27 protein-coding genes are annotated in these 26,112 nt (G+C 36.5%); 17 read left to right on the forward strand and 10 right to left on the reverse strand.

The window, feature by feature from the left end:
* Nucleotides 1-53: 53 nt before the first annotated feature.
* A complete protein-coding gene (gene guaB, locus DF185_RS14985; RefSeq protein WP_110361572.1) occupies nt 54-1,523 on the reverse strand; it encodes an IMP dehydrogenase in 1,470 nt (489 codons plus the stop codon).
* 181 nt (nt 1,524-1,704) lie between these two features.
* Between guaB and DF185_RS14990 the strand changes: the two genes are divergently transcribed.
* From DF185_RS14990 to DF185_RS15025, 8 genes are all read left to right on the forward strand, one after another.
* A complete protein-coding gene (locus tag DF185_RS14990) occupies nt 1,705-3,612 on the forward strand; it encodes a RecQ family ATP-dependent DNA helicase (protein ID WP_110361573.1) in 1,908 nt (635 codons plus the stop codon).
* 131 nt (nt 3,613-3,743) lie between these two features.
* Nucleotides 3,744-4,373 carry a DUF5063 domain-containing protein gene (locus DF185_RS14995; RefSeq protein WP_110361574.1) on the forward strand — a complete coding sequence of 210 codons (630 nt, stop codon included), beginning with the start codon at nt 3,744-3,746 and terminating at the stop codon, nt 4,371-4,373.
* Between the two features lie 33 nt (nt 4,374-4,406).
* Entirely contained in the window at nt 4,407-4,997 is a 591-nt protein-coding gene (locus DF185_RS15000) for a 3'-5' exonuclease (RefSeq protein WP_110361575.1), read from the forward strand.
* A gap of 91 nt (nt 4,998-5,088) precedes the next feature.
* Nucleotides 5,089-6,276, forward strand: coding sequence for a class I SAM-dependent rRNA methyltransferase (locus DF185_RS15005; RefSeq protein WP_243421781.1), 1,188 nt, complete (start codon nt 5,089-5,091; stop codon nt 6,274-6,276).
* A 76-nt stretch (nt 6,277-6,352) separates the two neighbouring features.
* Nucleotides 6,353-7,576 carry a DEAD/DEAH box helicase gene (locus DF185_RS15010; protein WP_110361576.1) on the forward strand — a complete coding sequence of 408 codons (1,224 nt, stop codon included), beginning with the start codon at nt 6,353-6,355 and terminating at the stop codon, nt 7,574-7,576.
* A 19-nt stretch (nt 7,577-7,595) separates the two neighbouring features.
* Nucleotides 7,596-8,786 (forward strand): protoporphyrinogen/coproporphyrinogen oxidase, encoded by a 1,191-nt coding sequence (locus DF185_RS15015; RefSeq protein WP_110361577.1) that lies wholly within the window; start codon nt 7,596-7,598, stop codon nt 8,784-8,786.
* A 20-nt stretch (nt 8,787-8,806) separates the two neighbouring features.
* Nucleotides 8,807-10,936 carry a Tex family protein gene (locus tag DF185_RS15020; protein WP_110361578.1) on the forward strand — a complete coding sequence of 710 codons (2,130 nt, stop codon included), beginning with the start codon at nt 8,807-8,809 and terminating at the stop codon, nt 10,934-10,936.
* Between the two features lie 236 nt (nt 10,937-11,172).
* Nucleotides 11,173-11,406: a hypothetical protein gene (locus tag DF185_RS15025; protein ID WP_110361579.1), complete on the forward strand. Its 234-nt coding sequence runs from the start codon at nt 11,173-11,175 to the stop codon at nt 11,404-11,406.
* Nucleotides 11,407-11,445: 39 nt separating this feature from the next.
* Here the strand turns inward: DF185_RS15025 and DF185_RS15030 are convergent, their stop codons facing one another.
* The 6 genes from DF185_RS15030 to DF185_RS24080 all read right to left on the reverse strand — a co-directional run bounded on the left by DF185_RS15030 (nt 11,446) and on the right by DF185_RS24080 (nt 17,311).
* The gene (locus DF185_RS15030) at nt 11,446-12,171 is read right to left on the reverse strand and encodes a head GIN domain-containing protein (protein WP_110361580.1); all 726 of its coding nucleotides are present in this window, start codon (nt 12,169-12,171) and stop codon (nt 11,446-11,448) included.
* A 180-nt stretch (nt 12,172-12,351) separates the two neighbouring features.
* Entirely contained in the window at nt 12,352-13,170 is an 819-nt protein-coding gene (cobA, locus tag DF185_RS15035) for a uroporphyrinogen-III C-methyltransferase (RefSeq protein ID WP_110361581.1), read from the reverse strand.
* Nucleotides 13,171-13,180: 10 nt separating this feature from the next.
* Entirely contained in the window at nt 13,181-14,887 is a 1,707-nt protein-coding gene (locus tag DF185_RS15040; protein ID WP_110361582.1) for an NADPH-dependent assimilatory sulfite reductase hemoprotein subunit, read from the reverse strand.
* A gap of 12 nt (nt 14,888-14,899) precedes the next feature.
* Complete coding sequence (locus DF185_RS15045) at nt 14,900-16,675, reverse strand: assimilatory sulfite reductase (NADPH) flavoprotein subunit (protein WP_110361583.1); 1,776 nt, start codon at nt 16,673-16,675, stop codon at nt 14,900-14,902.
* A gap of 3 nt (nt 16,676-16,678) precedes the next feature.
* Nucleotides 16,679-17,155 carry a precorrin-2 dehydrogenase/sirohydrochlorin ferrochelatase family protein gene (locus tag DF185_RS15050; protein ID WP_110361584.1) on the reverse strand — a complete coding sequence of 159 codons (477 nt, stop codon included), beginning with the start codon at nt 17,153-17,155 and terminating at the stop codon, nt 16,679-16,681.
* A 12-nt stretch (nt 17,156-17,167) separates the two neighbouring features.
* Entirely contained in the window at nt 17,168-17,311 is a 144-nt protein-coding gene (locus DF185_RS24080) for a DUF2061 domain-containing protein (protein ID WP_262509994.1), read from the reverse strand.
* Nucleotides 17,312-18,129: 818 nt separating this feature from the next.
* On the opposite strand from DF185_RS24080, the gene DF185_RS15060 reads away from it, so the two are divergent.
* The 9 genes from DF185_RS15060 to DF185_RS15100 all read left to right on the forward strand — a co-directional run bounded on the left by DF185_RS15060 (nt 18,130) and on the right by DF185_RS15100 (nt 23,700).
* On the forward strand, nt 18,130-18,351 hold the full coding sequence (locus tag DF185_RS15060) for a hypothetical protein (protein ID WP_110361585.1): 222 nt from the start codon (nt 18,130-18,132) through the stop codon (nt 18,349-18,351).
* Nucleotides 18,352-18,480: 129 nt separating this feature from the next.
* Nucleotides 18,481-18,735 carry a DUF8828 family protein gene (locus tag DF185_RS15065; protein ID WP_054714877.1) on the forward strand — a complete coding sequence of 85 codons (255 nt, stop codon included), beginning with the start codon at nt 18,481-18,483 and terminating at the stop codon, nt 18,733-18,735.
* 11 nt (nt 18,736-18,746) lie between these two features.
* The gene (locus tag DF185_RS15070) at nt 18,747-18,944 is read left to right on the forward strand and encodes a PspC domain-containing protein (RefSeq protein ID WP_110361586.1); all 198 of its coding nucleotides are present in this window, start codon (nt 18,747-18,749) and stop codon (nt 18,942-18,944) included.
* Nucleotides 18,945-19,215: 271 nt separating this feature from the next.
* Nucleotides 19,216-19,932: a hypothetical protein gene (locus DF185_RS15075; RefSeq protein WP_110361587.1), complete on the forward strand. Its 717-nt coding sequence runs from the start codon at nt 19,216-19,218 to the stop codon at nt 19,930-19,932.
* A 94-nt stretch (nt 19,933-20,026) separates the two neighbouring features.
* Entirely contained in the window at nt 20,027-20,407 is a 381-nt protein-coding gene (locus DF185_RS15080; RefSeq protein ID WP_110361588.1) for a pyrophosphohydrolase domain-containing protein, read from the forward strand.
* 10 nt (nt 20,408-20,417) lie between these two features.
* Nucleotides 20,418-20,936: a hypothetical protein gene (locus DF185_RS15085; RefSeq protein WP_110361589.1), complete on the forward strand. Its 519-nt coding sequence runs from the start codon at nt 20,418-20,420 to the stop codon at nt 20,934-20,936.
* Nucleotides 20,933-21,721, forward strand: a complete 789-nt coding sequence (locus tag DF185_RS15090; protein ID WP_110361590.1) for a PhzF family phenazine biosynthesis protein — start codon at nt 20,933-20,935, stop codon at nt 21,719-21,721. The genes DF185_RS15085 and DF185_RS15090 overlap by 4 nt, the downstream gene beginning before the upstream one ends.
* Before the next feature lie 84 nt (nt 21,722-21,805).
* Nucleotides 21,806-23,131 carry a MutS-related protein gene (locus DF185_RS15095; protein WP_110361591.1) on the forward strand — a complete coding sequence of 442 codons (1,326 nt, stop codon included), beginning with the start codon at nt 21,806-21,808 and terminating at the stop codon, nt 23,129-23,131.
* 2 nt (nt 23,132-23,133) lie between these two features.
* Complete coding sequence (locus DF185_RS15100) at nt 23,134-23,700, forward strand: pentapeptide repeat-containing protein (protein WP_110361592.1); 567 nt, start codon at nt 23,134-23,136, stop codon at nt 23,698-23,700.
* A 45-nt stretch (nt 23,701-23,745) separates the two neighbouring features.
* On the opposite strand, the gene DF185_RS15105 is transcribed toward DF185_RS15100, so the two are convergent.
* The 3 genes from DF185_RS15105 to DF185_RS15115 form a co-directional block, all read right to left on the reverse strand.
* Entirely contained in the window at nt 23,746-24,297 is a 552-nt protein-coding gene (locus DF185_RS15105; protein WP_110361593.1) for a carboxymuconolactone decarboxylase family protein, read from the reverse strand.
* Nucleotides 24,298-24,414: 117 nt separating this feature from the next.
* Complete coding sequence (locus DF185_RS15110; RefSeq protein WP_110361594.1) at nt 24,415-25,233, reverse strand: helix-turn-helix domain-containing protein; 819 nt, start codon at nt 25,231-25,233, stop codon at nt 24,415-24,417.
* 9 nt (nt 25,234-25,242) lie between these two features.
* Entirely contained in the window at nt 25,243-25,755 is a 513-nt protein-coding gene (locus tag DF185_RS15115; protein ID WP_110361595.1) for an SRPBCC family protein, read from the reverse strand.
* Nucleotides 25,756-26,112: the final 357 nt, after the last annotated feature.

Below are 26,112 nucleotides of genomic sequence, written 5' to 3' on the forward strand. Positions count from 1 at the left end.
AAAGAAAACGGTAACCCGTACCATAACGGGTTACCGAAATATATGCGATAATATTATCTGCTATAGTTAGGAGCTTCGCGAGTAATCGCAACATCGTGTGGATGACTTTCTGCCATACCCGAAGCAGTAATTTTAACAAATTTGGCATTGTGTAAGTCCTCAATACTTGCAGAACCACAATATCCCATACCTGCACGTAAACCACCAATTAACTGATAGATTACTTCGTATAAAGTTCCTTTATATGGTACACGAGCAGCAATTCCTTCAGGAACCAACTTCTTAATGTCATCTTCAGCATCCTGGAAGTAGCGGTCTTTTGAACCTTGTTGCATTGCTTCAACAGAACCCATACCACGGTACGATTTAAATTTACGACCGTTGTAAATGATGGTTTCTCCTGGAGATTCTTCAACACCAGCAAGAAGCGATCCGGCCATAATACAATCTGCACCAGCAGCAATTGCTTTTACAATATCACCAGAGTAACGCAAACCACCATCAGCAATTACAGGAACTCCTGTTCCTTTAAGGGCTTTTGATACTTCGTAAATTGCACTTAACTGTGGAACACCAACACCAGCAATAACACGTGTAGTACAAATAGAACCAGGTCCGATACCAACTTTAACAGCATCAGCACCAGCATCAACTAGCATTTTTGCAGCCTCAGGTGTAGCAATGTTACCAACAATGAACTGCATATCAGGAAATTTCTTCTTTGCAGTTTTTAGTACCTCAACAACTCCTCTTGAGTGACCGTGAGCTGTATCAATAATAATAGCATCGGCATTTGCTTGTACTAAAGCTTCAACCCTTTCTAATGTATCAGCAGTAACACCAACAGCAGCAGCTACACGCAAACGACCTTTCTCATCTTTACAAGCCAATGGCTTATCTTTTGCTTTGGTAATATCCTTATAGGTTACCAAACCAATTAATTTGTTTTTTGAATCAACAACTGGTAATTTCTCAATTTTATGAGCTTGAAGAATTTCAGCTGCTTTTTCTAAATCAGTAGAATCGGAAGTGGTAACAATGTTTTCACTTGTCATTACTTCTGATATTGGACGATCCATATCCAATTCGAAACGCAAATCACGATTGGTAACAATACCTAATAATGATTTATCTGTGTCAACAACAGGAATACCTCCAATTTTGAATTCCTTCATCAATGCCAAAGCATCGTTTACAGTTTTGTAAGGAGGAATTGTAATTGGGTCATAAATCATCCCGTTTTCAGCTCTTTTTACAGTTAATACCTGCTTTGCCTGAGCTTCGATACTCATGTTCTTGTGAATTACACCAATACCACCTTCACGAGCAATGGCGATTGCCAAAGCAGATTCGGTAACTGTATCCATCGCAGCAGATACCATCGGAGCATTAAGAGTAATGTTACGGGAGAACTTAGTTTTTAAACTTACGTCTCTAGGAAGTACTTCAGAATAAGCAGGAACCAAGAGAACATCATCAAACGTTAGACCGTCAGAAATAATTTTATCAGATACGAATGACATTATGCAATAATTTTAGATTTAAATTGCATGCGAAAATACAAAAAAATAGCGGAATAGAACTTGATTACAAATACTAAAAAATGTTAATTGATTAATTCCATATAAAAGTTAGTATTTTTAAACTGTTTTATTGATAGAAAAAGTGAATAAAAAGACCATAAATAAACTGGAAAAGAAATAAATGGATCGATTTAAAGATGTTCTAAAAAAATATTGGGGCTATGAGGAGTTTCGTCCTTTGCAGGATGAAATTATTAAATCGGTTTCAGAAGGGAAAGATACTTTAGGCTTAATGCCAACCGGAGGAGGTAAGTCATTAACTTTTCAGGTTCCGACTATGGCAATGGAAGGCATCTGTTTGGTGGTTTCACCTTTGGTTGCGTTAATGAAAGATCAGGTTCAAAACTTAAGAGAGAAGGGAATAAAGGCTGAACTGTTATATTCGGGACTATCAAGACATGAAATTGAGAATATTCTGAACAAGTGTTTGTTCGGAAACGTGAAGTTTTTATACATATCGCCAGAGAGAATTAGTTCAGATATATTTAGGAAGAAGGCGGTACAAATGAATGTTTGCCTAATTGCTGTGGACGAATCGCATTGTATTTCGCAATGGGGCTATGACTTTCGACCTTCATATTTAAAAATTATTTCGCTTCGAGAGCTATTGCCTGATGTTCCGGTTTTGGCATTAACCGCTACTGCAACAAAAGATGTAGTTTCTGATATTCAGGAAAGGCTAGGATTTCCTGAGAAGAATGTCTTTAGTAAAAGTTTTGAGCGTAAAAATTTGGTGTACCTGGTCAGAGAAACCGAGGACAAGCCAAAATATCTGCTCAAGATTTTAAACAAGCAAAAAGGAAGTTCGGTTGTTTATGTGCGAAGTAGGAAAAAGTGCAAGGAGTTGGCCGAGTTCCTTAAAAATAATAGAGTGAAAGCAGAATTCTATCATGCAGGCTTGCCGAACGAAGTGAAAGATTTTCGTCAGGAAAGATGGAGAAAAGGGATTGTGCAGGTTATGGTAGCTACCAATGCTTTTGGTATGGGAATCGATAAATCGGATGTGCGTACCGTTGTGCATATGGATTTGCCGGATACATTGGAAGCCTATTTTCAGGAGGCAGGAAGAGCAGGAAGAGATGGCAAAAGAGCTTATGCAGTAATGCTGTATTCAAATCCCGATAAGGTGCAATTGCTGAAAAGAATAAAAACATCATTTCCGGAAAAGGATATGATTATTAGAGTGTACCAGGCATTGGGGAACTTTTTGCAAGTTGCAGAAGGAGCTGGAAAGGATGCGGTTTTCGACTTTGACTTGGGACAGTTTTGCCACAATTTTAAATTTAATGTTCTGCAGGCTTTTAGTGCATTGAAGATTTTGCAACGAGCTGGATACATTGAATTGACAGATGATTTGGAACATGAGTCGAGAATACATTTTGCAGTACAACGGGATGATTTGTATAAATTTCAGGTAGCAAATAAAGATTTTGATGCCTTTATAAAGGTACTCTTGCGATCTTTTACAGGTTTGTTTACCGATTACGTTCCTATTAATATTGATACTTTATCCAAAAGGATAAAAGCTGATAAAGAATTAATAATTGAATACCTAAAAGAATTATTGAAGTACGGGATCATAAAATACATCCCTAGAAAGAAAACCCCTTTTATATTATATACCCAAGAGCGATTACCTATCAGTTTTATTAAATTGAGTAAAGAGGTTTATCAGGAAAGAAAGGAAAATCTTGAAAGCAAAATTCAATCGGTGATTGATTATGCAGAATCTGAAAATATATGTCGATCGAAATTCTTGTTGGAATATTTTGGACAAAAACATGCTCCCGATTGTGGTAGGTGTGATATCTGTAAAAGTAAAGAAGAGAAAGAGTTGAGCGAAGAAGAGTTCAAAGAAATTTATTATGCGATTTTGAATTTAATCGAAAAAGATTTTTTGAGTATTGATGAACTTGTGGATCGTTTAGATTACAAGGATGATAAGATATTGGAAGTAATTCAGCATTTAAAAGACAATGAAGAAGTGGATTGCCAAAGTGGAAATCGAATAAAATACATTCCAATCTAGTTCGTAATTTAACCAATAATATCAGGGTACAGAACAGGTCTATTAGTCAATTCTTATGTGCTGACTGGTAACTAAGGATTTATTATTCGTAAAATCTTGTTATTTTTGCAAGGTTGTAGGAAAAAATAGAGATGGAAGATCAATTTGAACACGTAGTATATTCTAAAAATGTGATTGAATTTGTAACGGTAGCAAACGAATTTTGTTTGTTATTGGAATCAAGTTCAAAAGTTTCGAAACTTGAGTATGTGGAAACAGCTCAAAAGTTATTGCCATTGCTTTATTTAAAAGCATGCATGTTGCCGAAAAATGAGAATGAACTAGAAGAGGAAGTTGAAAAGTTTGTGACAGAATCTGATTGGGAATTTATTCACTCATCGGTAAAAAATAAAATGGGTGCTCACGACGAGTTTTTAGAAGTGTTCGAGAACGATATGGAGTATAGCGATACACCATTGGTAGCTTCTATTTCTGAAAATTTTGCCGATATTTATCAGGATCTTAAAGATTTTATCACTTCATATAAGATTGGAACTGTTGAGGTAATGAATGATGCACTTTGGGATTTAAACAACCATTTTTACGAATATTGGGGCCAAAAATTAGTTAATTCGCTAAGAGCAATGCACAAGTTGGCTGCCGATAAAATTAATTTAGATGATGAATCAGAATTAGATGCTGATTCAAATATCGATAACATAGACATGACTGGATCTATTTTCTCGCAGCGTCAGAGAGAATGGGGCGAAGATAAAGAATAAGGAAAATAAATTTCCGGAGTAAAAGAGTAGTAAATGTTGCCATTTCAAAAATCAATTACAAGCGAAGAAGCAAACAAAATGCCGTTAAAGGCTTTCGAAGGAGATATCATACTTGTTGATGAGTATAAAGATCTGTACGAAGCTGTTCAATACCTGAATAACTATTCTATTTTAGGTTTTGATACGGAAACCCGACCGTCGTTTAAAAAAGGAAAAGTAAACGATGTTGCTTTGCTACAATTGGCGGCTAACTCTAAAACATTCTTGTTTAGAATCAATAAAATTGGTCTTCCCGAGGAAATTATAGAATTGCTAAAGAATCCAAATATTGTGAAAGTTGGCGCAGCAATAAAAGACGATATCAGAGGCTTGCAGAAGCTAAATGATTTCGATGCCAATGGATTTTTGGAATTGCAGGACTATGTTTCCAATTTTGGAATTGAAAGCTTTTCATTGAAAAAACTTTCTGCGATTGTATTGAATTTCAGAATATCAAAAAGACAACAAGTATCCAATTGGGAAGCAGAAACCTTGAGTCCTGGTCAGTTAAGATATGCTGCAACTGATGCATGGGTATCTTTAAAGATTTTTGAAAAGTTGAAAGCTTCAGAACAAGAATTGTAAGACTCTCAAAAAATACCTTGACTGCTAATAGTCAATTAACAACGAATACGAAAAGTTAATATTCGTTAATCAGTAAAAAACACATTTCTAAATGATAGATTATCCAAAAGTATACCTGAGAAAAGGAAAGGAACATTCTGTAAAACGCTTCCATCCGTGGATTTTTTCAGGAGCGGTAAGTAAAGTAGATGAAGGCTTACAAGAAGGCGATTTGGTCTCAGTTTATAACGATCAAAATGAATTTTTAGCCATAGGACATATTTCAATTGGTTCAATTGTAGTCCGCATTTTAAGCTTTGAAGAGAGAGAGATTAACCTGGACTTTTGGGTAGAGAAAATCCGTTCAGCTTGCGAAATGCGTAAGGCTGTGGATCTTTATGGCCGAGATAATAATAATGTATTCAGATTGGTTCATGGAGAAGGTGATGGATTGCCAGGATTGATTATTGATTTTTATGCTGGAACAGCAGTAATTCAATGTCATTCGGTTGGAATGTATCTGCACCGCGAGGAAATTACGGAAGCATTACAAGCTGTATTTGGCGATGATTTGGTGGCTGTTTTTGATAAATCGGAAGGAACCATTCCTTTTAAATCAGGAATTGAGCCAAAGAATGGATACTTGTTTGGCGAAACAGAATCATTTACCGCTATAGAGAATGGATTGAAATTTAATGTGGACTGGTTAAAAGGACAGAAAACAGGTTTCTTCATCGATCAGCGTGAGAACAGAAGTCTATTGGAGCAATATTCAAAAGGAAGATCGGTGCTAAATGTGTTCTGCTACACGGGAGGATTTTCTTTCTATGCCATGAGAGGTGGTGCAGAATTGGTTCATTCGGTAGATAGTTCTTCCAGAGCAATTGATATCACCAAAGAAAATGTTGAGCTTAACTTTCCTGATGACAAGCGTCACGAAGCATTTGCTGAGGATGCATTTAAATTTTTAGATCAATCATCTCAAAAATATGATTTAATTGTTCTTGATCCACCTGCATTTGCGAAACACAAAAAGGTGTTGGATAATGCATTGAAAGGATACAAGCGATTGAATAAAAAAGGATTCGAACAGATTAAGCCTGGCGGAATTCTATTTACATTCTCTTGTTCGCAGGCAGTGAGCAAAGAGGATTTTAGAAAAGCAGTTTTTGTGGCTGCGGCTAATGCAGGAAGAACGGTTCGTGTGTTACATCAATTGACACAGCCTGCCGATCATCCTGTAAATATTTACCATCCAGAAGGGGAATACCTGAAAGGTTTGGTTTTGTATGTTGAATAGACATTTTTTTGTATCTTCAATATGGCTTAAAAAGAGAAGAATACTCTCTTGGTATTAATTACTAAATCGAAACTAGTTGAAATTTTCTGAATTTGATTTTTCTCCTGAAATAATGGAAGGACTGGATGCCATGGGCTTCGAGACACCTTCTCCGGTTCAGGAGTTATCTATCCCAAATATTATAGCAAAAAAAGATATGATTGTTTGTGCCCAAACGGGTACAGGTAAAACGGCAGCATATCTTCTTCCGGTAATGGACCAAATCCAGAAGAATCAAATTGAAGGTTTTAGTACCTTGATATTGGTTCCTACACGTGAGTTGGCTATGCAAATCGATCAGCAAATGGAAGGATTTGGATACTTTGTTTCCATTACTTCTTTGTCTGTGTATGGAGGAGGTGATTCATCGGTTTGGGATCAGCAGAAAAAAGGCTTAATGGAAGGTGCAGATGTAGTAATTGCTACGCCAGGAAGAATGATTTCGCACCTGAATTTAGGTTATGTGGATACTTCAAAGTTGAAACATTTAATTTTGGATGAGGCCGACAGGATGTTGGATATGGGCTTCTTTGATGACTTGATGCAAATTGTGAGTTTTCTCCCAAAAGAGAGACAAAACCTGATGTTTTCAGCTACCATGCCTCCAAAAATTAGAGAATTGGCAGAGGAGATTTTGGTTGAACCAGAAAGCATCAATATTGCAATTTCGAAACCAGCCGAGGGAGTTCTACAAGCTGCCTATATGCTCCACGAAAATCAGAAAATTCCATTGATCAACCATTTGCTGGAAGGAAAAGATCTGAAAAGTGTAATTATTTTCTCATCCACGAAAGTGAATGTAAAGGCCATTACAAAAGATCTGAAAAAGCATAAATTTAAGGCTGCTGGTATACAATCTGATTTGGAACAGAGTCAGAGGGAAGAGGTTTTGCGTGAATTCAAAAATAGAAAACATCAAATATTAGTTGCTACAGATATCATTGCCAGAGGAATTGATATTGATTCAATCGATTTGGTAATCAATTTTGATGTTCCGAACGATGCTGAGGATTACGTGCACAGAGTTGGACGTACGGCACGTGCAGAATCGGAAGGAGTGGCACTAACTTTTATTACTACAAAAGATCAGAACGATTTTAAAAAGATAGAAGACCTGATCGAGTCAGATGTATTCAAAATTCCTGTTCCTGCTGAGTTGGGAGAAGCGCCTGAATACAATCCTCGAAAAAAAGAAAAACCCAAAGGCAAGCGCAAGTTCTTTAAACGCAAAAAGACAAATAAAACAAACAGCAAAAAATAATAACCCTAACCAAAGAAAAATGACCCAAGCTGAATCTTACGACATGATTGTGATCGGCGCTGGAATAAGTGGATTAAGCCTCACAAATCATATTGCCCGATCGGGTAAAAAAGTACTAGTTGTTGATGCTGCCGATAAGGTAGGCGGATGTTTAAATACTTATTACAAAGATGATTTCTGGGTTGAAATGGGGGCTCATACTTTCTATGCTACCTATACCAATTTGATTGATTTGATTCAGAAAAATGGATTGGAACAGGACATTGTGGCTCGTGAGAAGATAGGCATGAAAGTGTTTACCGATAAGCATGAGAAAATCATGTCTGGGGTAAATAAGTTTGAGTTAATACGATCGGTTCCCAATTTGTTTTTCTCGAAACGTGATGGAAAAACCGTTAAGGAATACTTTGGTAAAATTGTAGGACGAAAGAACTACGACAATGTTTTTACTCGCATGTTTAGCGCGGTGATTGTACAGAATGCCGATAATTTTTCTGCAGAATATTTTCTAAAGCGCCGTAAAACCAAAAGCAAGGAACATCCTAAGAGTTTTATTCTTAAAAAAGGAATGTCAAGCTTTATGGAAGCTCTTGCTGCACATGAGAATATCAAGGTTCAACTCAATACAAAAATCAATCAGCTAACTAAAAATCAGGATGGATTTGAGGTGAAATCTGAAGCAGGAGATGCATTTACTTCTAAAGATATTGCTTTGGCTGTTTCTCCTCAACTTGCTTCGGAACTAAGTAAAGATTTGAACGCTGATTTATCTTCCGTATTGGCTGATTACCCGATTCAAAATATTGAATCGAGAACGGTTGTTCTGCCTAAAGAAAAGCTGAACTTCGATCCTGTAAGTTTTATTATTCCATTACAAGGACCGTGCTTTTCAATGGTTACCCGTGATGTAATGACTCATGATCAAATGAGAGGTTTCGCATTTCACTTTGAAGAAAATCATATCAGCAAAGAGGAACAGGAAAAGTTCATGACTGAATTGCTTTGCATTGATTCTTTGGATGCAGAAACTGTGGAGGCGAAGCACAAATTACCACTGATTCAAATTGGGCATACTGAAAGAATGGCAAAGATTAAGCAGTTGGCTGAGGAAACAGGAATTTACATCACAGGTAACTATTTTAACGGCCTTTCTTTAGAGGATTGTGTTGAGCGTTCGAAGCAAGAATTTGATCGTTATGCAAAATCCTAATACCTGATACTTATACAAGAATGAAAAAATACATAGATCAAATATCGAAAAGCTTGCAATTGCAGGCTTTTCAGGTTGAAAATACCATGCAATTGCTTGGCGAAGGAGCCACATTGCCATTTATTGCTCGTTATCGTAAGGAAATGACAGGCAGCTTGGACGAAGTTCAGATTGCCAATGTGAAAGAGGAATTGGCTCGATTAACAGAGCTCGACAAGAGACGAGAAAGCATTATTGAGGCAATTGATAAGCAAGAGAAACTGACTGACGAGTTGCGTGCCAGAATTGAAGCTTGCACGGAACTAAACCAGTTGGAAGACTTGTATTTGCCATACAAACAAAAGCGCAAAACCAGGGCTGTAAAAGCAAAGGAAAAAGGCCTGGAACCTTTGGCTAAAATCCTGATGAAACAGCTTGAACGCGATGTGGAATCGAGAGCCAGTCAGTTTGTAAACGATGAGGTTGCCGATGAAGATGAAGCACTGCAAGGTGCGCGCGATATTATTGCAGAATGGGTAAACGAGAATGAAGTTTCCCGTAACTCCGTTCGTGGCATTTTCCAACGTCAGGCAGTAATCCGCTCTAAAGTTGTAAAAGGCAAAGAGGAAGAAGGAGTAAAGTTTAAAGATTACTTTCAGTCGGAAGAGCCATTAAAAAGATGTGCTTCACATCGCATGTTGGCTTTGAGAAGGGGAGAAGCAGAAGGAGTTTTACGATTGGATATTGCGCCCAATGAAGATGATGTATTGGACAGATTGAATAGAATCTTCGTAAAAGGAAATACCGAAGCTTCCGATCATGTAGAGGTGGCAGTAAAAGATGCGTACAAAAGATTATTGAGTTCTTCGATTGAAACAGAGTTTGCCAAATCTTCGAAAGAGGAAGCCGACAAAGAGGCCATTCGTGTGTTCTCCGAAAATTTGCGCCAATTGTTGTTGGCATCGCCGCTGGGACAGAAGCGTGTTTTGGCGATCGATCCTGGATTCAGAACAGGCTGTAAGGTGGTTTGTTTGGATGCACAAGGAAATCTGAAGCACAACGAAACCATTTACCCACATGCACCACAAAACCAGGGAAAGATGGCAGCCAAAAAGTTGACCAATATGGTGGAAACATACGACATACAGGCTATTGCCATTGGGAATGGAACGGCAAGTCGTGAAACAGAAAGATTTGTGACCAATCTGCATTACGATAGAAAAGTTCAGGTTTTTGTGGTAAGTGAAGCTGGGGCATCAATCTATTCAGCATCGAAAGTGGCTCGCGAGGAATTTCCACAGTATGATGTTACGGTTCGTGGAGCGGTATCCATTGGTAGACGCTTGATGGATCCTTTGGCCGAATTGGTAAAAATCGATGCCAAATCGATTGGAGTAGGCCAATACCAGCACGATGTGGATCAAAACTTATTGAAACAGAGTTTGGATCAGGTGGTGGAATCATGTGTGAACAAGGTGGGTGTGAACTTGAACACAGCTAGTAAACACTTGTTGAACTACGTATCAGGTTTAGGTCCGCAGTTGGCGCAGAATATCGTAGATTACAGAGCCGAAAACGGAGCTTTTTCATCCCGTAAGGAGATCACGAAAGTGAAACGAATGGGAGCGAAGGCATTCGAGCAATGCGCAGGTTTCTTACGTATTCCGAACTCCGAAAATCCTTTGGACAATTCAGCGGTTCATCCAGAATCTTATGGCATTGTAAAACAGATGGCAAAAGATGTGAATTGCTCTGTTGCCGATTTAATTGCTGATCAAAATCTGCGCAAGCAAATCGATTTGAACAAATATGTGAGCAATGAAGTTGGCTTGCCAACCTTAAAGGATATTATGGAAGAGCTTGAAAAGCCAGGACGCGATCCGCGAACTGCCATTAAAGTTTTCCAGTTTAAAGAGGGAATTTACAAGATAGACCAGCTCGAAGTTGGAATGGAGATGCCAGGCATTGTTACCAACATCACAAACTTTGGCGCCTTTGTTGATGTGGGCGTGAAGCAAGACGGTTTGGTACACATTTCGCAATTGGCCAATCGATTCGTATCCGATCCGGCCGATGTGGTTCAATTGCATCAGCATGTAAATGTGAAAGTAATTGAGGTTGATGTGGCCAGAAAACGCATTCAATTATCAATGAAAGATTGTGAGCAATAAAGTAGAGATATGAAGTGTATTTTCTTCCCTGCAGCTTGCAGGAAGAAAAATACACCCTGTATAATCCTTCCTGCAAGCTGCAGGAAAGAAAATACACCCTGTGAAATCCTTCCTGCAAGCTGCAGGGAAGAAAATACACCTCGTAACTCGGGTTTATATAAACTTTATGAGCTTGAAAAAAATGCTTTTGAGAAGTTTTGCTATTTTTGAAACTCGATAACGAAAAATAAAAGACTATGGATTTTAACGATCAGGATGTAATTATAGAATGCCCGACTTGCAAAAAGGAAATGATTGTAAAGATTTTAGAGATCACCAATCATCATACGGTAAGCTGTCCGGAGTGTGGAGCTAAGGTCGATTTATCGGCAAACGATCCATCAGCAAAATTGGGAATACCTAAAAACTATAAGCCTTTTGAAGGCTTGGATGAATACCTGAAGGAAGTAGAAGCGAAAAGAAAGAAATAGAAATAAAAAGAGCAGCAATTTTGCTGCTCTTTCTTTGTATTATCTTCTGCTAACATCTCCACCGCTGGAGCTGCTCACATTTACTTTTGTTGGATCACCATAGTAATTTACATCGCCACCAGAGCTTGCCGATGCTTCTATAGACTCACTTGCATAAACCGAAACATCACCGCCACTAGAAGCTTTTGCTTTACAAACTTTAGCTTTTAAATCAGCAGCTCTTAAATCGCTACCACTGCTTGCTTTTCCATAGAAAGAATTCGCAGTACCTGAAAGATTTGCATCAGCACCAGAGCTTACCGAACAGGTTAGGTTATCTGCTTTAAGTTCAAGATCTGCATCGGCACCAGAGCTAACCGAAATATCAAGATCTTCAAATTTAAGCAAGTGGCTCGATTCAAGATCGGAACCGCTCGAAACGCTAATTTCATTTACATTCACGAAGGTCACATACACATTAAGCTTCTTGGCTCTACGAATAGGATCTTCCGTTTTAATTACCAACTTATCACCTTTTATGCGGGTAACAATCAACTCAAGAAGGTTTTCATCAGCCTCTACAGTAACCGATTCTTTATCACCTTGTTTTAGATAAACATCGATACCACTACCAGATGAAATAGCAGAAAAAGAACCAATTTCTCTGTCTTGTTTTTTTACAATGCCATTGCCTTTTGTACCCCAGAATTGTGCGTTTACGGTCGACGATAATACCATAGTTAACGCAACTAATGTAAGGGACAGTTTTTTCAATAATTTTTTCATGCGTATAAGGTTTTAATGAAATAATTTCAAGTTTCTACTCATGTTATATGACGCCGAGTGTTGGCTTCAAGTTACAGGTGAATTGAATAAAATAAGTTCACCGATGAAACTTTCGAACTATAAATGATCTGGTGTAAAGACGATAAGCCCATCTTTACAGTTGCATGAATTTTTTTTGAATTAAAATAAATTCAGAAATGGCTGTGCCAATAATTTTCTTACTCGACTTTTCAATGACTTTTTATCTATCCTCTTGGGAACTGTTTTACCTGGTACTTTCGTGTGATTTCCCAATATAATTACAGCTGGTGATGCAGGCAGGTCTGATGGATCGATCTTACTAAAAAACTTTGTGTTTCCACTTAAAATGTCACTTTCGGTATAACTTACTTTCGAAACCACATTAATATTGGTTTCTTTTGAAAGTCTTTGGTTGAGCTCATAAGCCATCTCGCTTAAACGTTCCAATCCCATGTAAATAACAACCGTATCGTTATTTTCTATTTCCTTAATAATACCATCTAAATTGCTTTTCTCACCTCCAACTTTAATAGCTGAATGAAAATGAATGCCTGAGGCTTTACCTCTTTCGGTCAATGGAACCCAAAATTCGTTGGCAGCGGCCATTCCTGCACTAATTCCGGGAATCAATTCAAGCTCTACATCCGATTCTAATAAAAAGCGGATTTCTTCTACGCCTCGGCCATAAACCATGGGATCGCCTGATTTTAATCTCACAACCTGATACCCCAGACTGTAGTATAGGATCATTTGATTGTGGATGTTTTGCTGTCTTTCTACCGGATTTATGCCATCGCCCGAACGTTTCCCAACCTCGATAACAATCGATTTTTTAGGAAATAAACTGCGAACATCTTCTGTTATCAGGTCATCGGTGAGGATAACATCTGCCGATTCCAAAACTTTTAAAGCTCGTATGGTAAGAAGATCGGCGGCACCTGGTCCGGCACCTACGATCCATATTTTTCTTTTGCTCATGTTTTGATGTTTAGTGTTTAAAATCTTTTGGGTTTACAATTTGCTTGATGTATTGCTGGCGGATGACAAAATCTCCAAAACGTTCTTCTTCTGTTCTGTTTTTTGAATAATCTTCCAGTATAGGACGAAGCTCCTGAAGAATTTCCTCTTCGTTTATATTCTCACGATATAGATTATTCAATCTTGTTCCGTTAAAGTTTCCACCTAAATAAAGATTATACCTGCCGGGCCCTTTTCCAATAAATCCTATTTCAGCTACATAGGGTCTTCCACAACCATTGGCACAACCAGTCATTCGAATTACGATCTCATCTTTGAATAAGCCAAAATCGTTCAAGCTACTTTCAATTTTGTCGATTAAACTTGGCAAGTACCTTTCTGCTTCGGCAAAAGCCAAACTACAGGTATTTAGTGCCACACAAGCTATGGAGTTTGATCTGGTTCCCGATATTGTATTGGGCAATGAGTTATACTTTTTCAGGATTTCGTTGATCTTTTTCTTGTCGTCGTCCTTTATTTTTCCAAGAATCAGGTTCTGATTCCCTGAAAGACGAAAATCTGAAATGTTCAAGTCAGCAATCTCTCGCAAAGCAGTTTTAATTTTTACATTTCCCACATCTTTAACTCTGCCTCCTTCAATGAAAAGGGCTAGATACCAGTCACCATTCACAGTTTGGTGCCATCCAAATTTGTCTCCATTTCTGATGAGGGCGTATTCCCGTTCAGCTTCCAATTCGTAATCCAATTTTTCGTGTAGCAGTTCCTTAAATTTATCTATGCCTAATCGGTCGATAGTGTATTTTAAACGTGCATTTTTTCTGATCTTTCGATTGCCTTGTTCTTTTTGAACCAATACAATTTTCTCGGCCACATCAACGGTGTTTTCAGCCTTCACAAAACCCAATGTTGTTCCCAATCTTGGATAGGTTTCAGCATCGCCAAAAGTAGTTCCCATTCCACCCCCTGCAACAACATTAAAGCCTTCCAATATTCCATTGTTTTCAATGGCTATAAAACCGATATCCTGTGTAAATACATCGGTATCGTTAAAAGGGGGAATGGTAAAGCCAATCTTGAATTTACGTGGCAAATAAACTGGACCATACAAAGGTTCAACTTCCCCTTTTGAACCTTCAGCCACTTTTTTCTGATCCAACCAAATTTCATAATAGGCAGGAGTTCGCGGAGTAAGATGATCACTTACTTTATTGGCAAAATCCTGAACATGATCGAACACATTGGAACTATAAGGATGAGGACTGGCCATTACATTTCGGTTTACATCCCCACAGGCAGCAATGGTATCGAGCAATGCCTTGTTTATGGATTGGATACTTGGCTTCAGATTTCCCTTTAAAACCCCATGAAACTGAAAGGCTTGTCGAGTGGTTAGCTTTAAGGTGCCATTGGCATATTCATCTGCAATTTGATCCATCTGTAACCATTGGTCGGCATTCACCAATCCTCCTGGTACTCTTACCCTGATTAGGAAAGAGTAATCAGGTTCCAGTTTGGTCTTTTTCCTTTCTCTTTCGGTATCTCTGTCGAATTGTTGGTAAATGCCATGGAACTTCGATACTTGTCTGTCATTTACAGCAATTGCACCCGTAATCGGATCAGCAAGACTTTCAGCCAATGTGCCTCGCAAATAATTGCTATCGGTTTTAATTTTTTCTACTTCGGACAATTCTGCCCAATTTATATTTTGATCTGACATGATTTTTCAGTTTTAGTATACATCAAGAAGTAAACGTCTCTCTCTCTTTAATTTTTTCAGATATTCATCTGCTTTTTCAGCTGTTATTCCACCTTCGTTGGTAATGATTTCTTTTAAGGTTTCCTGCACATCTTTTGCCATGTAGTTTTTATCACCACAGATGTAAAAATGAGCTCCGTTCTCTAACCATTGAAAAACTTCAGGTGCCTTTTGTTTGAGTTTATGCTGTACATACTCTTTCTCATTCTGATCGCGTGAAAAGGCAACGTCCAATTTGTTTAGAACTCCCTTTTGCAAATATTTTTGCCATTCAACCTGGTATAGAAAATCTTCTTTAAAACGCTGGTTTCCAAAAATCAACCAGCTGTTGGTTTGCTTGCGGTTTTGCTCAATTTCCTGAAGGAAACTCCTGTATGGCGCCACTCCGGTACCCGCTCCAACCATGATCAAAGGCTTGTCATTTTCCTTTGGCAATCGGAAAGCTTCATTCTTCTCTATAAAAATGGGAATGTGATCGCCCACATTAATTTGGTCTGAAATGTAAGTGGAACATGCTCCGTTTCGATCTCTTTTCTTGTGCTTGTACCTAAGTGAAGCAACTGTGATATGAACCTCTTCGGGATTTTGAGTCGGTCCGGAAGAGATGGAGTAGAGGCGAGCATATAAAACTCTCAGAATACCAATGAACTCATCCGTTTTGATTTCGCCGGGAAAATCTTCCAATAAATCTATTGCATCAGCTCCATATAGGTATTTATCAAGGGCATCCTCATTTTCCAACAAAGAAGTGAGCTCTTTATTTTGAACAAGCTGGTTGTATTTTTCAAGAACTTCCCGATTTAATACCGTTATCTCAAGTTTGTGTTGTAGTGCTCTAAATAAGCTTACATCCTTATCTCCAACTCGAACAATTCGTTCAGGATCATCGGCAAAGTGATTGATGATCAAATCCACCAAATCAATCGGATTGTTTGGAAGGACTCCAATGCTGTCACCTGCCTGGTATTCTATATCCGAATCTTCCAGAGAAATCTCAACATGGTAAATCTCTTTCTCCGATTGTTCCGTTGTAATTCGAACTTTCTCAAGAACCTCCGCATAGAACGGATTGCTTCGATTGAATTTCTTCTTTTTAGCAGTAGCGTTTTCTGTAGCAACAGTAGGAATTGTTACTGGCTGAATCTTTTGTAGTTCACCAGCAACAGAATCAATCCAATTGTTGGCTATCTCCTCATAAGCAACATCGGCTTTTTGAATGGGAATGATTTCCTCACCACCTAATTTTTTGAAAGCTTCACTAAAATCAACACCTGTTTGGCAGAACTTCTTGTATGATTTATCACCTAAAGCCAGTACCGAGAATTTTGTTCCTTCCAGTTTTGGTGCTCTCTTACCCAAAACATACTCATGAAACTCTTCTGCCTGAATTGGAGGTTCGCCTTCTCCGTGAGTGCTTACAATCAGAAACAGATACTGTTCTTTTTTCAGATCATTTTTCTTGTATTCATCTAGGGCTTTAAGTGATGGTGAAAAACCTAAGGAACTTACTCTATCGTATAAATACAGAGCAATTTCTTTACTGTGTCCGGTATGTGTACCATAAAGAATGGTAATTTTTTCTGATGATTTTGGTACTTTCGTTTCAAGTTTGTTTTCACTACTTGTGCCTCCATTTATCAAGCCTGAGATGTACCCATTCAACCAAACCAATTGTTCTTTGTTTAGTTCTTTTATCAGCTCATCAATTTTGGTAAGCTGTTCGTTATTTATTTGATATTGATTTGTCATGATTTAGTTTGCAATTAAGAGTTTTTGAAGTCTGTAGTTTTCGAAATAATCCTTCAGTTGATTTCTAATTTTGATAGATTTAAATACATCTTCACCATTAGAACTTACAGCAATGCTGATATTGTCTTGTTTATAGATTGCCGGAGAAACAAATTCACAAAAGTCGGGTTGGTCGTGAACATTCAGAAGCACATTGGCTTCTCTACAGTCTCGAATTAGCTGTCGCACAAAGGCAGGATCCTCAACACAACTATAAATCAAATAGTAATTTTTCAGAACATCCTTATCGTACTGTTGTTCGTGATAAGTGATGCCTGTATTCTTTATCCAGCTAATGATATTGGGAGCCAGAACTTCTACCAAATCAGTACTTCGTTGTAGAATTTTTAATTTCTTATAGGCATCTTCGCCACCACCAATAATTAGTATCTTTTTGTTGGTAATATCTATTGCTATGGGTAAAAACTGTTTCTTCGACATGATTCTTTGTTTTTAAATGTGATAATCAACTGGGTGTTTATCTTCTTTTCCAAACTTTATTTTATTCCAGGTTCTTTCGTGTAGAAAGTAGAGTCCCATTTTCGTGAATAATTCAACGCCACCAATCGACATTGCCCAAGTGATATCTCCAATCACCAGTCATGAAATCAGGACTGTATCAATTGTTCCAATGGTTCTCCACGAAATGGTTTTTGCAATACTTCTGTAAGTTTTTTCTTTCATTTTTTTTAGCTTACTCGTAAAAAAAAGAGCCTTTCTGGTTCGCAGAAAGGCTCGGTATGCTAGTTCACTTATATGCATAACGAAATCTGCTAAGGAGGATACCATAACATACACATACAACAACACATCGTTTGATGTGAGATTTGATTGATATGTGATTTTTGGTTTTGCATTTGTGTTACAATTGATGAATAAATATTCTGATTTGATTACATGTACATCCATAAAAAAAGCCTTTCTGCTATTGCAAAAAGGCTTGTGTTGTTATTTATGTCCTACTAAAAATTTAAACAACTCCTTCTTGCAGTTCAATACAATCCATACACATACAACAACAAGCTGTACCTGCAAAAGAAGAAGTGATTGTATTTCCAGGGATGTTATTCATTGTTTTGTTTAAATAGGATAAAATGATCTTTATTTCGGGTACAATTTTAGGAATTCATTTTGAATATTACAAACTGCTGATCTAAAAATATTTTCACAATGGAAGATTTGCTTTGTTTTGAAAACGTTTTCGTTTACTTAGACTGAAACCAAAAATAAATAAGTACTTGCCCTTAAAATACAAGCCTTGTAGAGAGTCAATCCATGATGAAAAAATGTAATATTACAGGAGATCAATTTTTTTTTAGAGAATAATTAAAGGATTTAATAAAGAAGACTTCACAATTAGTTTTCATCCTATAAGTTGAATTACACTAAAATTGCCAGAGTATAATTTTTATATAATGACAAAGAAAAATAGAATTGTAAGTTTTAAGAAACGGGATTCTGAATTAATGAATTTGATTCAGAATTTCTATCCCTACGGATTTGAAGATGATATAAAATTTTATCAATTGGGTCCAGATAAGAGTTTTTATGCTTTCCCCATAAGTACCGAAGAGTGTAATATCCTGGTAAAAGTTGATGTTGACTATGATTTTAACCTAGATATGGAGGATGAATAAAGTGGTCAAGAGTCTGATTTGTAAGAGACCATTTCATGAGTAGTAAAATTTATGGAGTGTTCACTTCATTTTTGTTGCTTGGAATTCAATCTCTTCCTATATTTACAGCACATTTAATAATTAAATACTATGCTACCAAAGTTTTTATTAGCAGACAATTCGCAGGAGTTACCAGATACTCTTTTCATTGTTCACACACGTTCACCTAAGTGTATTATCGAATGTGATGTAGAAGATTTTAATTCAAACCAGACCATTTACTGGATGGATAAAACACCAGAAGATCAGAATTTGATCGAAGATTTGTTAGATGAGGCTGAAACCTTCTACAATGATGAGTTAGAAAATCAAGAGGATCTTTACGACGAAGAATTCGACGATTAATTAGGAATATAATGAGTAAAAAACTACAGCGATCATCTAATAAAATGGTTGCAGGTGTTTGTGCGGGTATTGCTGAATACTTGGGCTTAGATGTAACACTTGTAAGAGTTCTTTATGTGCTAATTTCTATTTTTAGTGCAGGATTTCCGGGATTATTGATCTATATTATTCTTTGGTTTGTAATGCCAGATTATTATGAAGTGTTATAAAGATTTTTTCTTTAAAATATAATGGGAAAGCAATAGCTTTCCTTTTTTTATGCCTCAACTTTTTAGCATTTTATGCTTTGTGTTAAAAAACAGCGAAAAATTCTTTCAAAAGACCACATTTGTCATGATTTCGAATATTCTAATCTTCTATTTTTGCTGCGATTTTTAGAGATGGATAAATCATGTGCCTAATTGCAGTGATAAATAGCTGCTTAAGTTTGAAATATCCTTTCTTTTTAAAACAAACACAAACACTTAAAGATTCTAACAGATGAACCTAAAAAAACTGATCCCTTTAATTGGGTTGGTATGTATTTGTTTGGGAGTTAATGCTGAAAAACTTCCATCAAAAACCAAAGTTAATCGTAGTATTGACTTTGTAAGTAAGCACCTTTGGAGAGGTAGTCATAGTGGTACAGCACCTACTATTGAGCCAACGCTGGAGATTCAAACCGGTCGCTTTACATTTGGTGCATGGGGAGCTTATGCAACTGATGATAGCTATCAGGAAGTTGATTTATACGTATCGTATAATACTCCTCTATTTCAATTTAGTGTTTACGATTTTTATTGTCCACGTCCTAATTTCGAAAAATCAAAATTCTTTGATTTCGACAGTGAAAATAGTGTTCATTTGTTCGATGCTACAGCAAAGTATAAGGGTTGTGCAAAATTTCCTGTTTCTATAATGGGATCTGTTCTTTTCTATGGAGAGTTTGATAAGGATGAAAATGGAGACCAGAATTACTCTACTTATTTTGAGTTAGGGTATTCGAACTTTATTGGTGGCAAGAAATTCTCTTATGCATTAGGTTTTTCGCCATTTGAAGGAATGTATGACGATAAATTTAATGTGGTGAACATGAATGTTACCATGTATGATGAAATCAAATTGACTGATAAATTTTCATTGCCTATTCGTGGTGGGTTGACTTTAAATCCAGCAACTGAAAAGTTATTTTTGACTTTCGCAGTTACATTGAAATAAGATCAGGTTTGATAATATTTACAAGGCTTCCTTTTGGAAGCCTTTTTTGTTTTAAAAGAATTGGTGATATTTAGAAATCGTAAAAAGAATTTGAATGAAAGCATTAGATAAAGTACATGAGTTTCACAATGCCTTTGGGGTTAATGTGGAAGACCAACCTAATATTCCAAGTGTTGAACGCTGTGAGTTAAGACAAAATATCATTCAGGAAGAAGTGAATGAGTTGAAAGCTGCCTGGGAGTCGGGAAATCTGGTGGAAGTAGCAGATGCATTGGCTGATATACACTATGTAGTAATGGGAACAGTTCTGGAATTTGGATTACAGGATAAGTATGCTGAAATATTTTCTGAGGTACACAGAAGTAATATGAGCAAATTGGATGAAAATGGAAAACCTTTATATCGTGAGGACGGAAAAGTGATTAAATCGAATTTGTACACAAAGCCAGATATAAAGAAAATCTTAACCCCATAAATCTAAAGTTATGAAATTAAAGCTCTTGATAATTGTGTGTTGCTTTTTATTTTCCATAGAAGGCTTTGCTCAGGAGAATGCACCATTGGAACATTTTAATCAGTTCACCGAGGGAGTGTGGATTACAGAAGGTGAATGGTCGAATGGTCATAAGTTCAAACAGGAAATCGATTTTGAATGGGGATTAAATCACAAAATTGTAAAGGTGAAAACCTATGGAACCATTGATCCTAAAACCAAAAAGTATGGTTTAAGAAATGAGGGGATAAGGGCCTACAATACTCAGGATTCAGTAATTCAATTTTGGGAGTTTGATATTTATGGAGGAATCACGAAGGGAGAATGTTACTTTGAAGGCCGGAACCTACATTACGAATACGATTATCATGGTGAGAAACTAAAAGAATCATGGATTTTTGTTGATCAGGATAGCTACAAGTATCAAATTGGAAGTGTAAAAGATGGAAAACTTGATAAAGTATACATGAAATCTTCTTACAAACGAATATTAAAACTAAACAAGCAATGAACTTGAAGAAATATCACGTAGATGCTTTTACAAATAAGCTGTTTGGTGGGAATCCAGCATGCGTAATTCCACTGGAAGAATGGCTTTCAGATGATTTGTTATTGAATATTACAAAAGAAAACAATCTCGCAGAAACAGCCTTTTTTGTACCTGAAGCTGATCGTTTTCATATTCGATGGTTTACACCCGAATTGGAAATGGATTTGTGTGGTCATGCGACTTTGGCAACGGCTCATGTCATTAAGAAACATTTGAATTATCCTGAAGATAAAATTCGTTTTACATCAGCTAGTGGAGATTTAGAAGTAGTTTTTGATGGAGATAGATATGTGCTGGATTTTCCTTCTAGAATGCCTGTTCCAACTTCATTGCCATCAATTATTGAAGATAGTTTGAATATAAAACCACTAGAGGTGTTCCAAGCCCGAGATTATGTGCTCTTGTATGAAAATGAAGACGATATTCTGGCATTAGAACCCGACGAGAATAAATTGAAGGGCATTGATTTGGGACATGGAGGAATTGTTTGTACTGCCTTAGGTCGTGAAGCTGATTTTGTTTCTCGATTTTTTACTCCGGGTGCAAGTATTTTCGAAGATCCGGTTACTGGATCGGCACATTGTTCTCTGATTCCTTTTTGGAGTGAGAAACTTGGTAAGAAAGAAATGTTAGCCTTTCAATTATCAGATCGAAAAGGTGAATTGTTCTGTACCAGTAGTGATGATCGAGTAAAAATAGCGGGTCACGCAGTAAGTTATAGTGTAGGAGAAATCTATTTAGATTAATTTAGAAATGTTAAATAAACTAAAACGACCTTAGAAAACTAACTCTAAGGTCGTTTCTGTTTATAATAATATGTAGATTTGATTATGATAGAATTCAAAACAGATCCGCAAACAGTTAATGATTTAAATTTATTACCGAAACATCATGGTGATATCTCCATTCTAAATTTATTCAATTCAACAAAAACAAAAGGTGGTTATAATGCTCTGATTCATTTAATGGAAACACCATCAAATGAAATTGATGTGATCAATAATAGAGTTGAGACAATTGAATTTGTGGGCAAGCTTAAGGAACAAATTATTACATGTTTAAATGACAATGTGCTGGATATTTTAGAGTATTATTTGAATCAAAATACGGTGCCACTGCGCGATAATTTTATTGATGCATTGAGTGACAAGATAACTTATTTCTTTAGACCTAATAATGATTACTTTATTGTTTCCAGAGCATTGGAATACATAGGGAAACAAATTTCAAATTTATATGTACTTGTTGAACAATCAGGAGCTGAACTTCCTGAGTTTTTTGAGGAATTAAAGGCTGAAATTCAAGAGTTAAGAAAGGATGAAAACTTGAATGGATTGCTAAAACCTAAAAAAAAGAAAATTTCCTTTAGGCAGATGAATCGATTTGATTCTTTGATTAGAAAGAATTATATAGAATTGCTGCAAAGAATAATAAAGAGAACCTATTTGCTTGATGCTTATTTGTCTGTTTCTAATTTTTATATGAAGAGTAGTTTCCATTTTCCAGAAATGAAGAACTCTGATGTTCCTGAATTTAAAGCAATAGATATTTTTCATCCTTTTGTAGAAGAGCCTGTTCCTTGTAGTTTCGAATTGGGAAGTAATAACAACCTTTGTTTTTTAACTGGAGCCAATATGGCAGGAAAGTCTACTTTTTTAAAAGCGGTTTCCTTATCAGTTTATTTGGCACACATTGGTTTTCCTGTTCCAGCTAAAAGTTGTAAGCTGTCTGTTTTCAACGGATTGTTTACTACCATTAACTTGTCGGATGACATCAAATTGGGTTATAGTCACTATTACAGCGAGGTGAAGAGAATCAAGGAAACTGCCTTGAATTTGAAATCTCACAAAAAGTTATTTGTTATCTTCGATGAATTATTCAGAGGAACCAATGTAAAGGACGCTTACGATGCCAGTCTATTGATTACAAAAGGATTTTTGAAATCGAAAGGGTCCTTATTTATAATTTCGAGTCATATCTCCGAAGTGGGAGATCAATTATTGGAAGGAAATTTAGCTGATTTAAAATATTTCGATTCTCGATTGGAAGGAGATATTCCGATCAATACCTATCAACTTGTAGAGGGAATATCAAGCGAACGTCATGGATTGGCAATTGTAAAGCGAGAAGGAATTGTAGAACTATTAGAAGCGTAAGAATGGAATATATTGAAGAGGAAGTTTTCGAAAATCAGGATTTTTCAACTGTAAATTTATCAATGGCTGAATATGACAATTGCCGCTTTGTAAATTGCACATTTTCCAACTCTGATTTATCGAATGTTGTTTTTTTGGAATGTGAATTTGATTCCTGTGATTTAAGCAACGTCAAGGTGAATCATACCGCCTTTCGGGATATTCAATTTAAATCATGTAAAATGTTAGGCATTGCATTTCAGGATTGCAACAAGCTATTGCTTTCTTTTACTTTTACCGATTGTATGCTAAACCTTTCTTCGTTTTATCAACTTAAACTAAAAGCAATTCAATTTGTAAACTGCCAGTTACATGAAGTGGATTTTGCAGAAACTGATTTGACTCACGCTTTATTTGCAAATTGTGATTTGGCAGGAGCTGTGTTTGAGTTTACCAATTTAGAAAAAGCGGATTTGATTTTGGCAAGCAATTACTCCATTCATCCCGAGTCGAATAAAATTAAGCAAGCAAAATTTTCAGCCCAAGGTCTGGCAGGATTGTTACAGCAATATGATATTGTGATAAAATAAACAAACCCACCAATTAGGCGGGTTTGTTCTATATTATACGATTGATTAAGCTGCAGATTTGCTTAATTCTTTTGCTTTAGGAAAATCGACAGGAACTTTTGTCAAGTTGTGAGTATAATTGGTAAACGATATTTCCATTACAACTGCCAGAAAATCGATTAAGGCTTTCTCATCGTATCCTGCCGCATAGAAGACTTCCAAATTGCTTTCACTTGCTCTTCCCCTGTTAGTTGCTACATCGGTAGCAAGTCTGCTTAAAGCTTTCAATTTTGAGTCTGCAATGCTTCCTTCACGCAATTGAATGGTTTCTTCTTCTGTAAAGCCATTCATTTTAGCTATTGCTGTGTGAGCAGCCAAACAGTATTCACATTCATTTACTTCAGATACGGCAAGTTTTATGGCTTCCATCTCTTTTGCCGAAAAGCTTTCTTTACCAGCTTTGCTCGAAAAGTTCAAGTAATTTTCTAAAGTATCGCTCGAGTAAGCAATGGTTGCATATAAATTAGGAATCATACCCAATTGACTTTTTACATTGTTTAGAATACTTTGTGCTTTTTCATCAAGTTGATTTACTGTTGGTACATTGATTGTTTTCATCTCTTTATCCTTTTGTAATTAATACTCTTAAATAATTTGTTATTACAAAAGTGCAGGAAATAAAAAGCGGAAAGAATGGCAATTCTTCCCACTGGCTTGGCAATTTTTCCTTTTAGATTAAATTATCATACTTTTTTTAAAATCAGTTGGACTTTTACCAACCACTTTGCTGAAAAAACGACTAAACTGGGCCGCATCATCAAAGCCTAGCTCATAGGCAACTTCCTTTGCGGTTTTATCGGTATGAATGAACAATCTTTTTGCTTCTAAGCCGATGCGTTCCTGAATTACCTGCAAAGGAGTTTTATCATTATACTCTCCAAATAAATTTGAAATGGTTTTAGGCGATTTATTTAGCAAATCGGCGTAATCAGCAACTTTGTGTTTTTGTTTAAAATGCATTTCAACCAATACATTAAACTGCCTAATGATATCCAATTTATCCTGATTAATATCTGGATTTGTCAATGTTTTTCGAGCAAGTCTGGTGCATTTAATCAAGAACCTTTTTAGCAGTACCTGAAGCATTTCTCCCTGAATATGGTCCGAATTTTCAAATTCTTCAAGAATCACCTTGATCAACAAATCAAAGCTTTCCTGATCTTTCAAATCCAATGAAACAATTGGAACTTCTGATGATCCAAAAAACAAATACCCATAGCATGATACTTCCTGATCGTGTTGTTGGATACAGTAAAATTCTCGATTGAATGATAATTGATTTAAAGTGGAATTGATTTCTTCCACCTCAAGCTGATTAAGAGGTGTGAGGAAAAGAATTTGGTTCTCCTTAATTGTGTAGGCAATTCCATCAACAATTAAACGAGAACATCCGCTTCGCTGCCAAAATATTTTGTAAGTCTGGTTTTTATTTTGGATTTCATCCGAAAATGAAAAGTAGGATGAATCTCTTTTGTTAGAATAGGTATGAAGCATTGGTAATATTTAAACGTTAATGTACTCGAAACCATCGTTTGGATTCAATGTTTGATCATCACTTTTGTTATGCAATAGAATTTTATATTCCAGGTATGCCTTTAGATTGGTCATCCAAAAAGTCCATCCATTGCTACAGCCTACGAAATTATTCATTTTGCTTGGCTCATCTGTTTTAATTTTACTTTGAGTAAGGCAAACTAAAGTCATGCCTTTTTCTCTTGTCAGCAATACTTCCACTTCATTATCAGCAAAAGCAAAAACGATTTTATCTCTTCCGTTGGCTTCTATTATTTTTCCTTTCTCTATACCTTCCCAGTTGTACCATTGCCAAGAATAGGTATCCCCAGTTTGAATAAATTCTTTACTTGCTCTGGGCAAATTATCTGCTGATTTGAATTCTGCTTTCTTTAGAAACCATCTTTCCAATTTATGCTGAGTTGCCCAGCATTTGTATATTTTATCAATGGATGATTTAATATGGATTTTTCGAACAAATTTGGTCCAATCTATTTCTTTCATAACTGTTAACCTTTATTGTTTTGTTCGATTTAAAATACAAAAAAAGACACAGATATTCAGGCCAAATGCCTTCTGAAAAATAAAGTATTGAATTTTAAAGCGTTCAACCATACTTTTTCAATGAATTGGATTCTTCCGTCAGCGGATGGGCTCATCAAAAAAATAAATGATGTGTTCCGCGAGCGTGTGGGCTTGTCGAAAAAATAAATGATTACTTCCGCCAGCGGAAGAGGTCGTCAAAAAATTAAATAAGCTCTTCCGTCAGCGGATGAGCTCCTCAAAAAAATAAATGATGTGTTCCGCGAGCGTGTGAGCTTGTCAAAAAAATAAATGATCACTTCCGCCAGCGGAAGAGGT

Source organism: Marinifilum breve (genome assembly GCF_003202155.1).
GTDB lineage: Bacteria > Bacteroidota > Bacteroidia > Bacteroidales > Marinifilaceae > Marinifilum > Marinifilum breve.

Excerpts from the sequence above, each read along its gene's own strand:
- guaB (WP_110361572.1), bottom strand. The coding sequence starts at position 1,523 with ATGTCATTCGTATCTGATAAAATTATTTCTGACGGTCTAACGTTTGAT.
- DF185_RS14990 (WP_110361573.1), top strand. The coding sequence starts at position 1,705 with ATGGATCGATTTAAAGATGTTCTAAAAAAATATTGGGGCTATGAGGAG.
- DF185_RS14995 (WP_110361574.1), top strand. The coding sequence starts at position 3,744 with ATGGAAGATCAATTTGAACACGTAGTATATTCTAAAAATGTGATTGAA.
- DF185_RS15000 (WP_110361575.1), top strand. The coding sequence starts at position 4,407 with ATGTTGCCATTTCAAAAATCAATTACAAGCGAAGAAGCAAACAAAATG.
- DF185_RS15005 (WP_243421781.1), top strand. The coding sequence starts at position 5,089 with ATGATAGATTATCCAAAAGTATACCTGAGAAAAGGAAAGGAACATTCT.
- DF185_RS15015 (WP_110361577.1), top strand. The coding sequence starts at position 7,596 with ATGACCCAAGCTGAATCTTACGACATGATTGTGATCGGCGCTGGAATA.
- DF185_RS15020 (WP_110361578.1), top strand. The coding sequence starts at position 8,807 with ATGAAAAAATACATAGATCAAATATCGAAAAGCTTGCAATTGCAGGCT.
- DF185_RS15025 (WP_110361579.1), top strand. The coding sequence starts at position 11,173 with ATGGATTTTAACGATCAGGATGTAATTATAGAATGCCCGACTTGCAAA.
- DF185_RS15030 (WP_110361580.1), bottom strand. The coding sequence starts at position 12,171 with ATGAAAAAATTATTGAAAAAACTGTCCCTTACATTAGTTGCGTTAACT.
- cobA (WP_110361581.1), bottom strand. The coding sequence starts at position 13,170 with ATGAGCAAAAGAAAAATATGGATCGTAGGTGCCGGACCAGGTGCCGCC.
- DF185_RS15040 (WP_110361582.1), bottom strand. The coding sequence starts at position 14,887 with ATGTCAGATCAAAATATAAATTGGGCAGAATTGTCCGAAGTAGAAAAA.
- DF185_RS15045 (WP_110361583.1), bottom strand. The coding sequence starts at position 16,675 with ATGACAAATCAATATCAAATAAATAACGAACAGCTTACCAAAATTGAT.
- DF185_RS15050 (WP_110361584.1), bottom strand. The coding sequence starts at position 17,155 with ATGTCGAAGAAACAGTTTTTACCCATAGCAATAGATATTACCAACAAA.
- DF185_RS15060 (WP_110361585.1), top strand. The coding sequence starts at position 18,130 with ATGACAAAGAAAAATAGAATTGTAAGTTTTAAGAAACGGGATTCTGAA.
- DF185_RS15065 (WP_054714877.1), top strand. The coding sequence starts at position 18,481 with ATGCTACCAAAGTTTTTATTAGCAGACAATTCGCAGGAGTTACCAGAT.
- DF185_RS15070 (WP_110361586.1), top strand. The coding sequence starts at position 18,747 with ATGAGTAAAAAACTACAGCGATCATCTAATAAAATGGTTGCAGGTGTT.
- DF185_RS15075 (WP_110361587.1), top strand. The coding sequence starts at position 19,216 with ATGAACCTAAAAAAACTGATCCCTTTAATTGGGTTGGTATGTATTTGT.
- DF185_RS15080 (WP_110361588.1), top strand. The coding sequence starts at position 20,027 with ATGAAAGCATTAGATAAAGTACATGAGTTTCACAATGCCTTTGGGGTT.
- DF185_RS15085 (WP_110361589.1), top strand. The coding sequence starts at position 20,418 with ATGAAATTAAAGCTCTTGATAATTGTGTGTTGCTTTTTATTTTCCATA.
- DF185_RS15090 (WP_110361590.1), top strand. The coding sequence starts at position 20,933 with ATGAACTTGAAGAAATATCACGTAGATGCTTTTACAAATAAGCTGTTT.
- DF185_RS15095 (WP_110361591.1), top strand. The coding sequence starts at position 21,806 with ATGATAGAATTCAAAACAGATCCGCAAACAGTTAATGATTTAAATTTA.
- DF185_RS15100 (WP_110361592.1), top strand. The coding sequence starts at position 23,134 with ATGGAATATATTGAAGAGGAAGTTTTCGAAAATCAGGATTTTTCAACT.
- DF185_RS15105 (WP_110361593.1), bottom strand. The coding sequence starts at position 24,297 with ATGAAAACAATCAATGTACCAACAGTAAATCAACTTGATGAAAAAGCA.
- DF185_RS15110 (WP_110361594.1), bottom strand. The coding sequence starts at position 25,233 with ATGCTTCATACCTATTCTAACAAAAGAGATTCATCCTACTTTTCATTT.
- DF185_RS15115 (WP_110361595.1), bottom strand. The coding sequence starts at position 25,755 with ATGAAAGAAATAGATTGGACCAAATTTGTTCGAAAAATCCATATTAAA.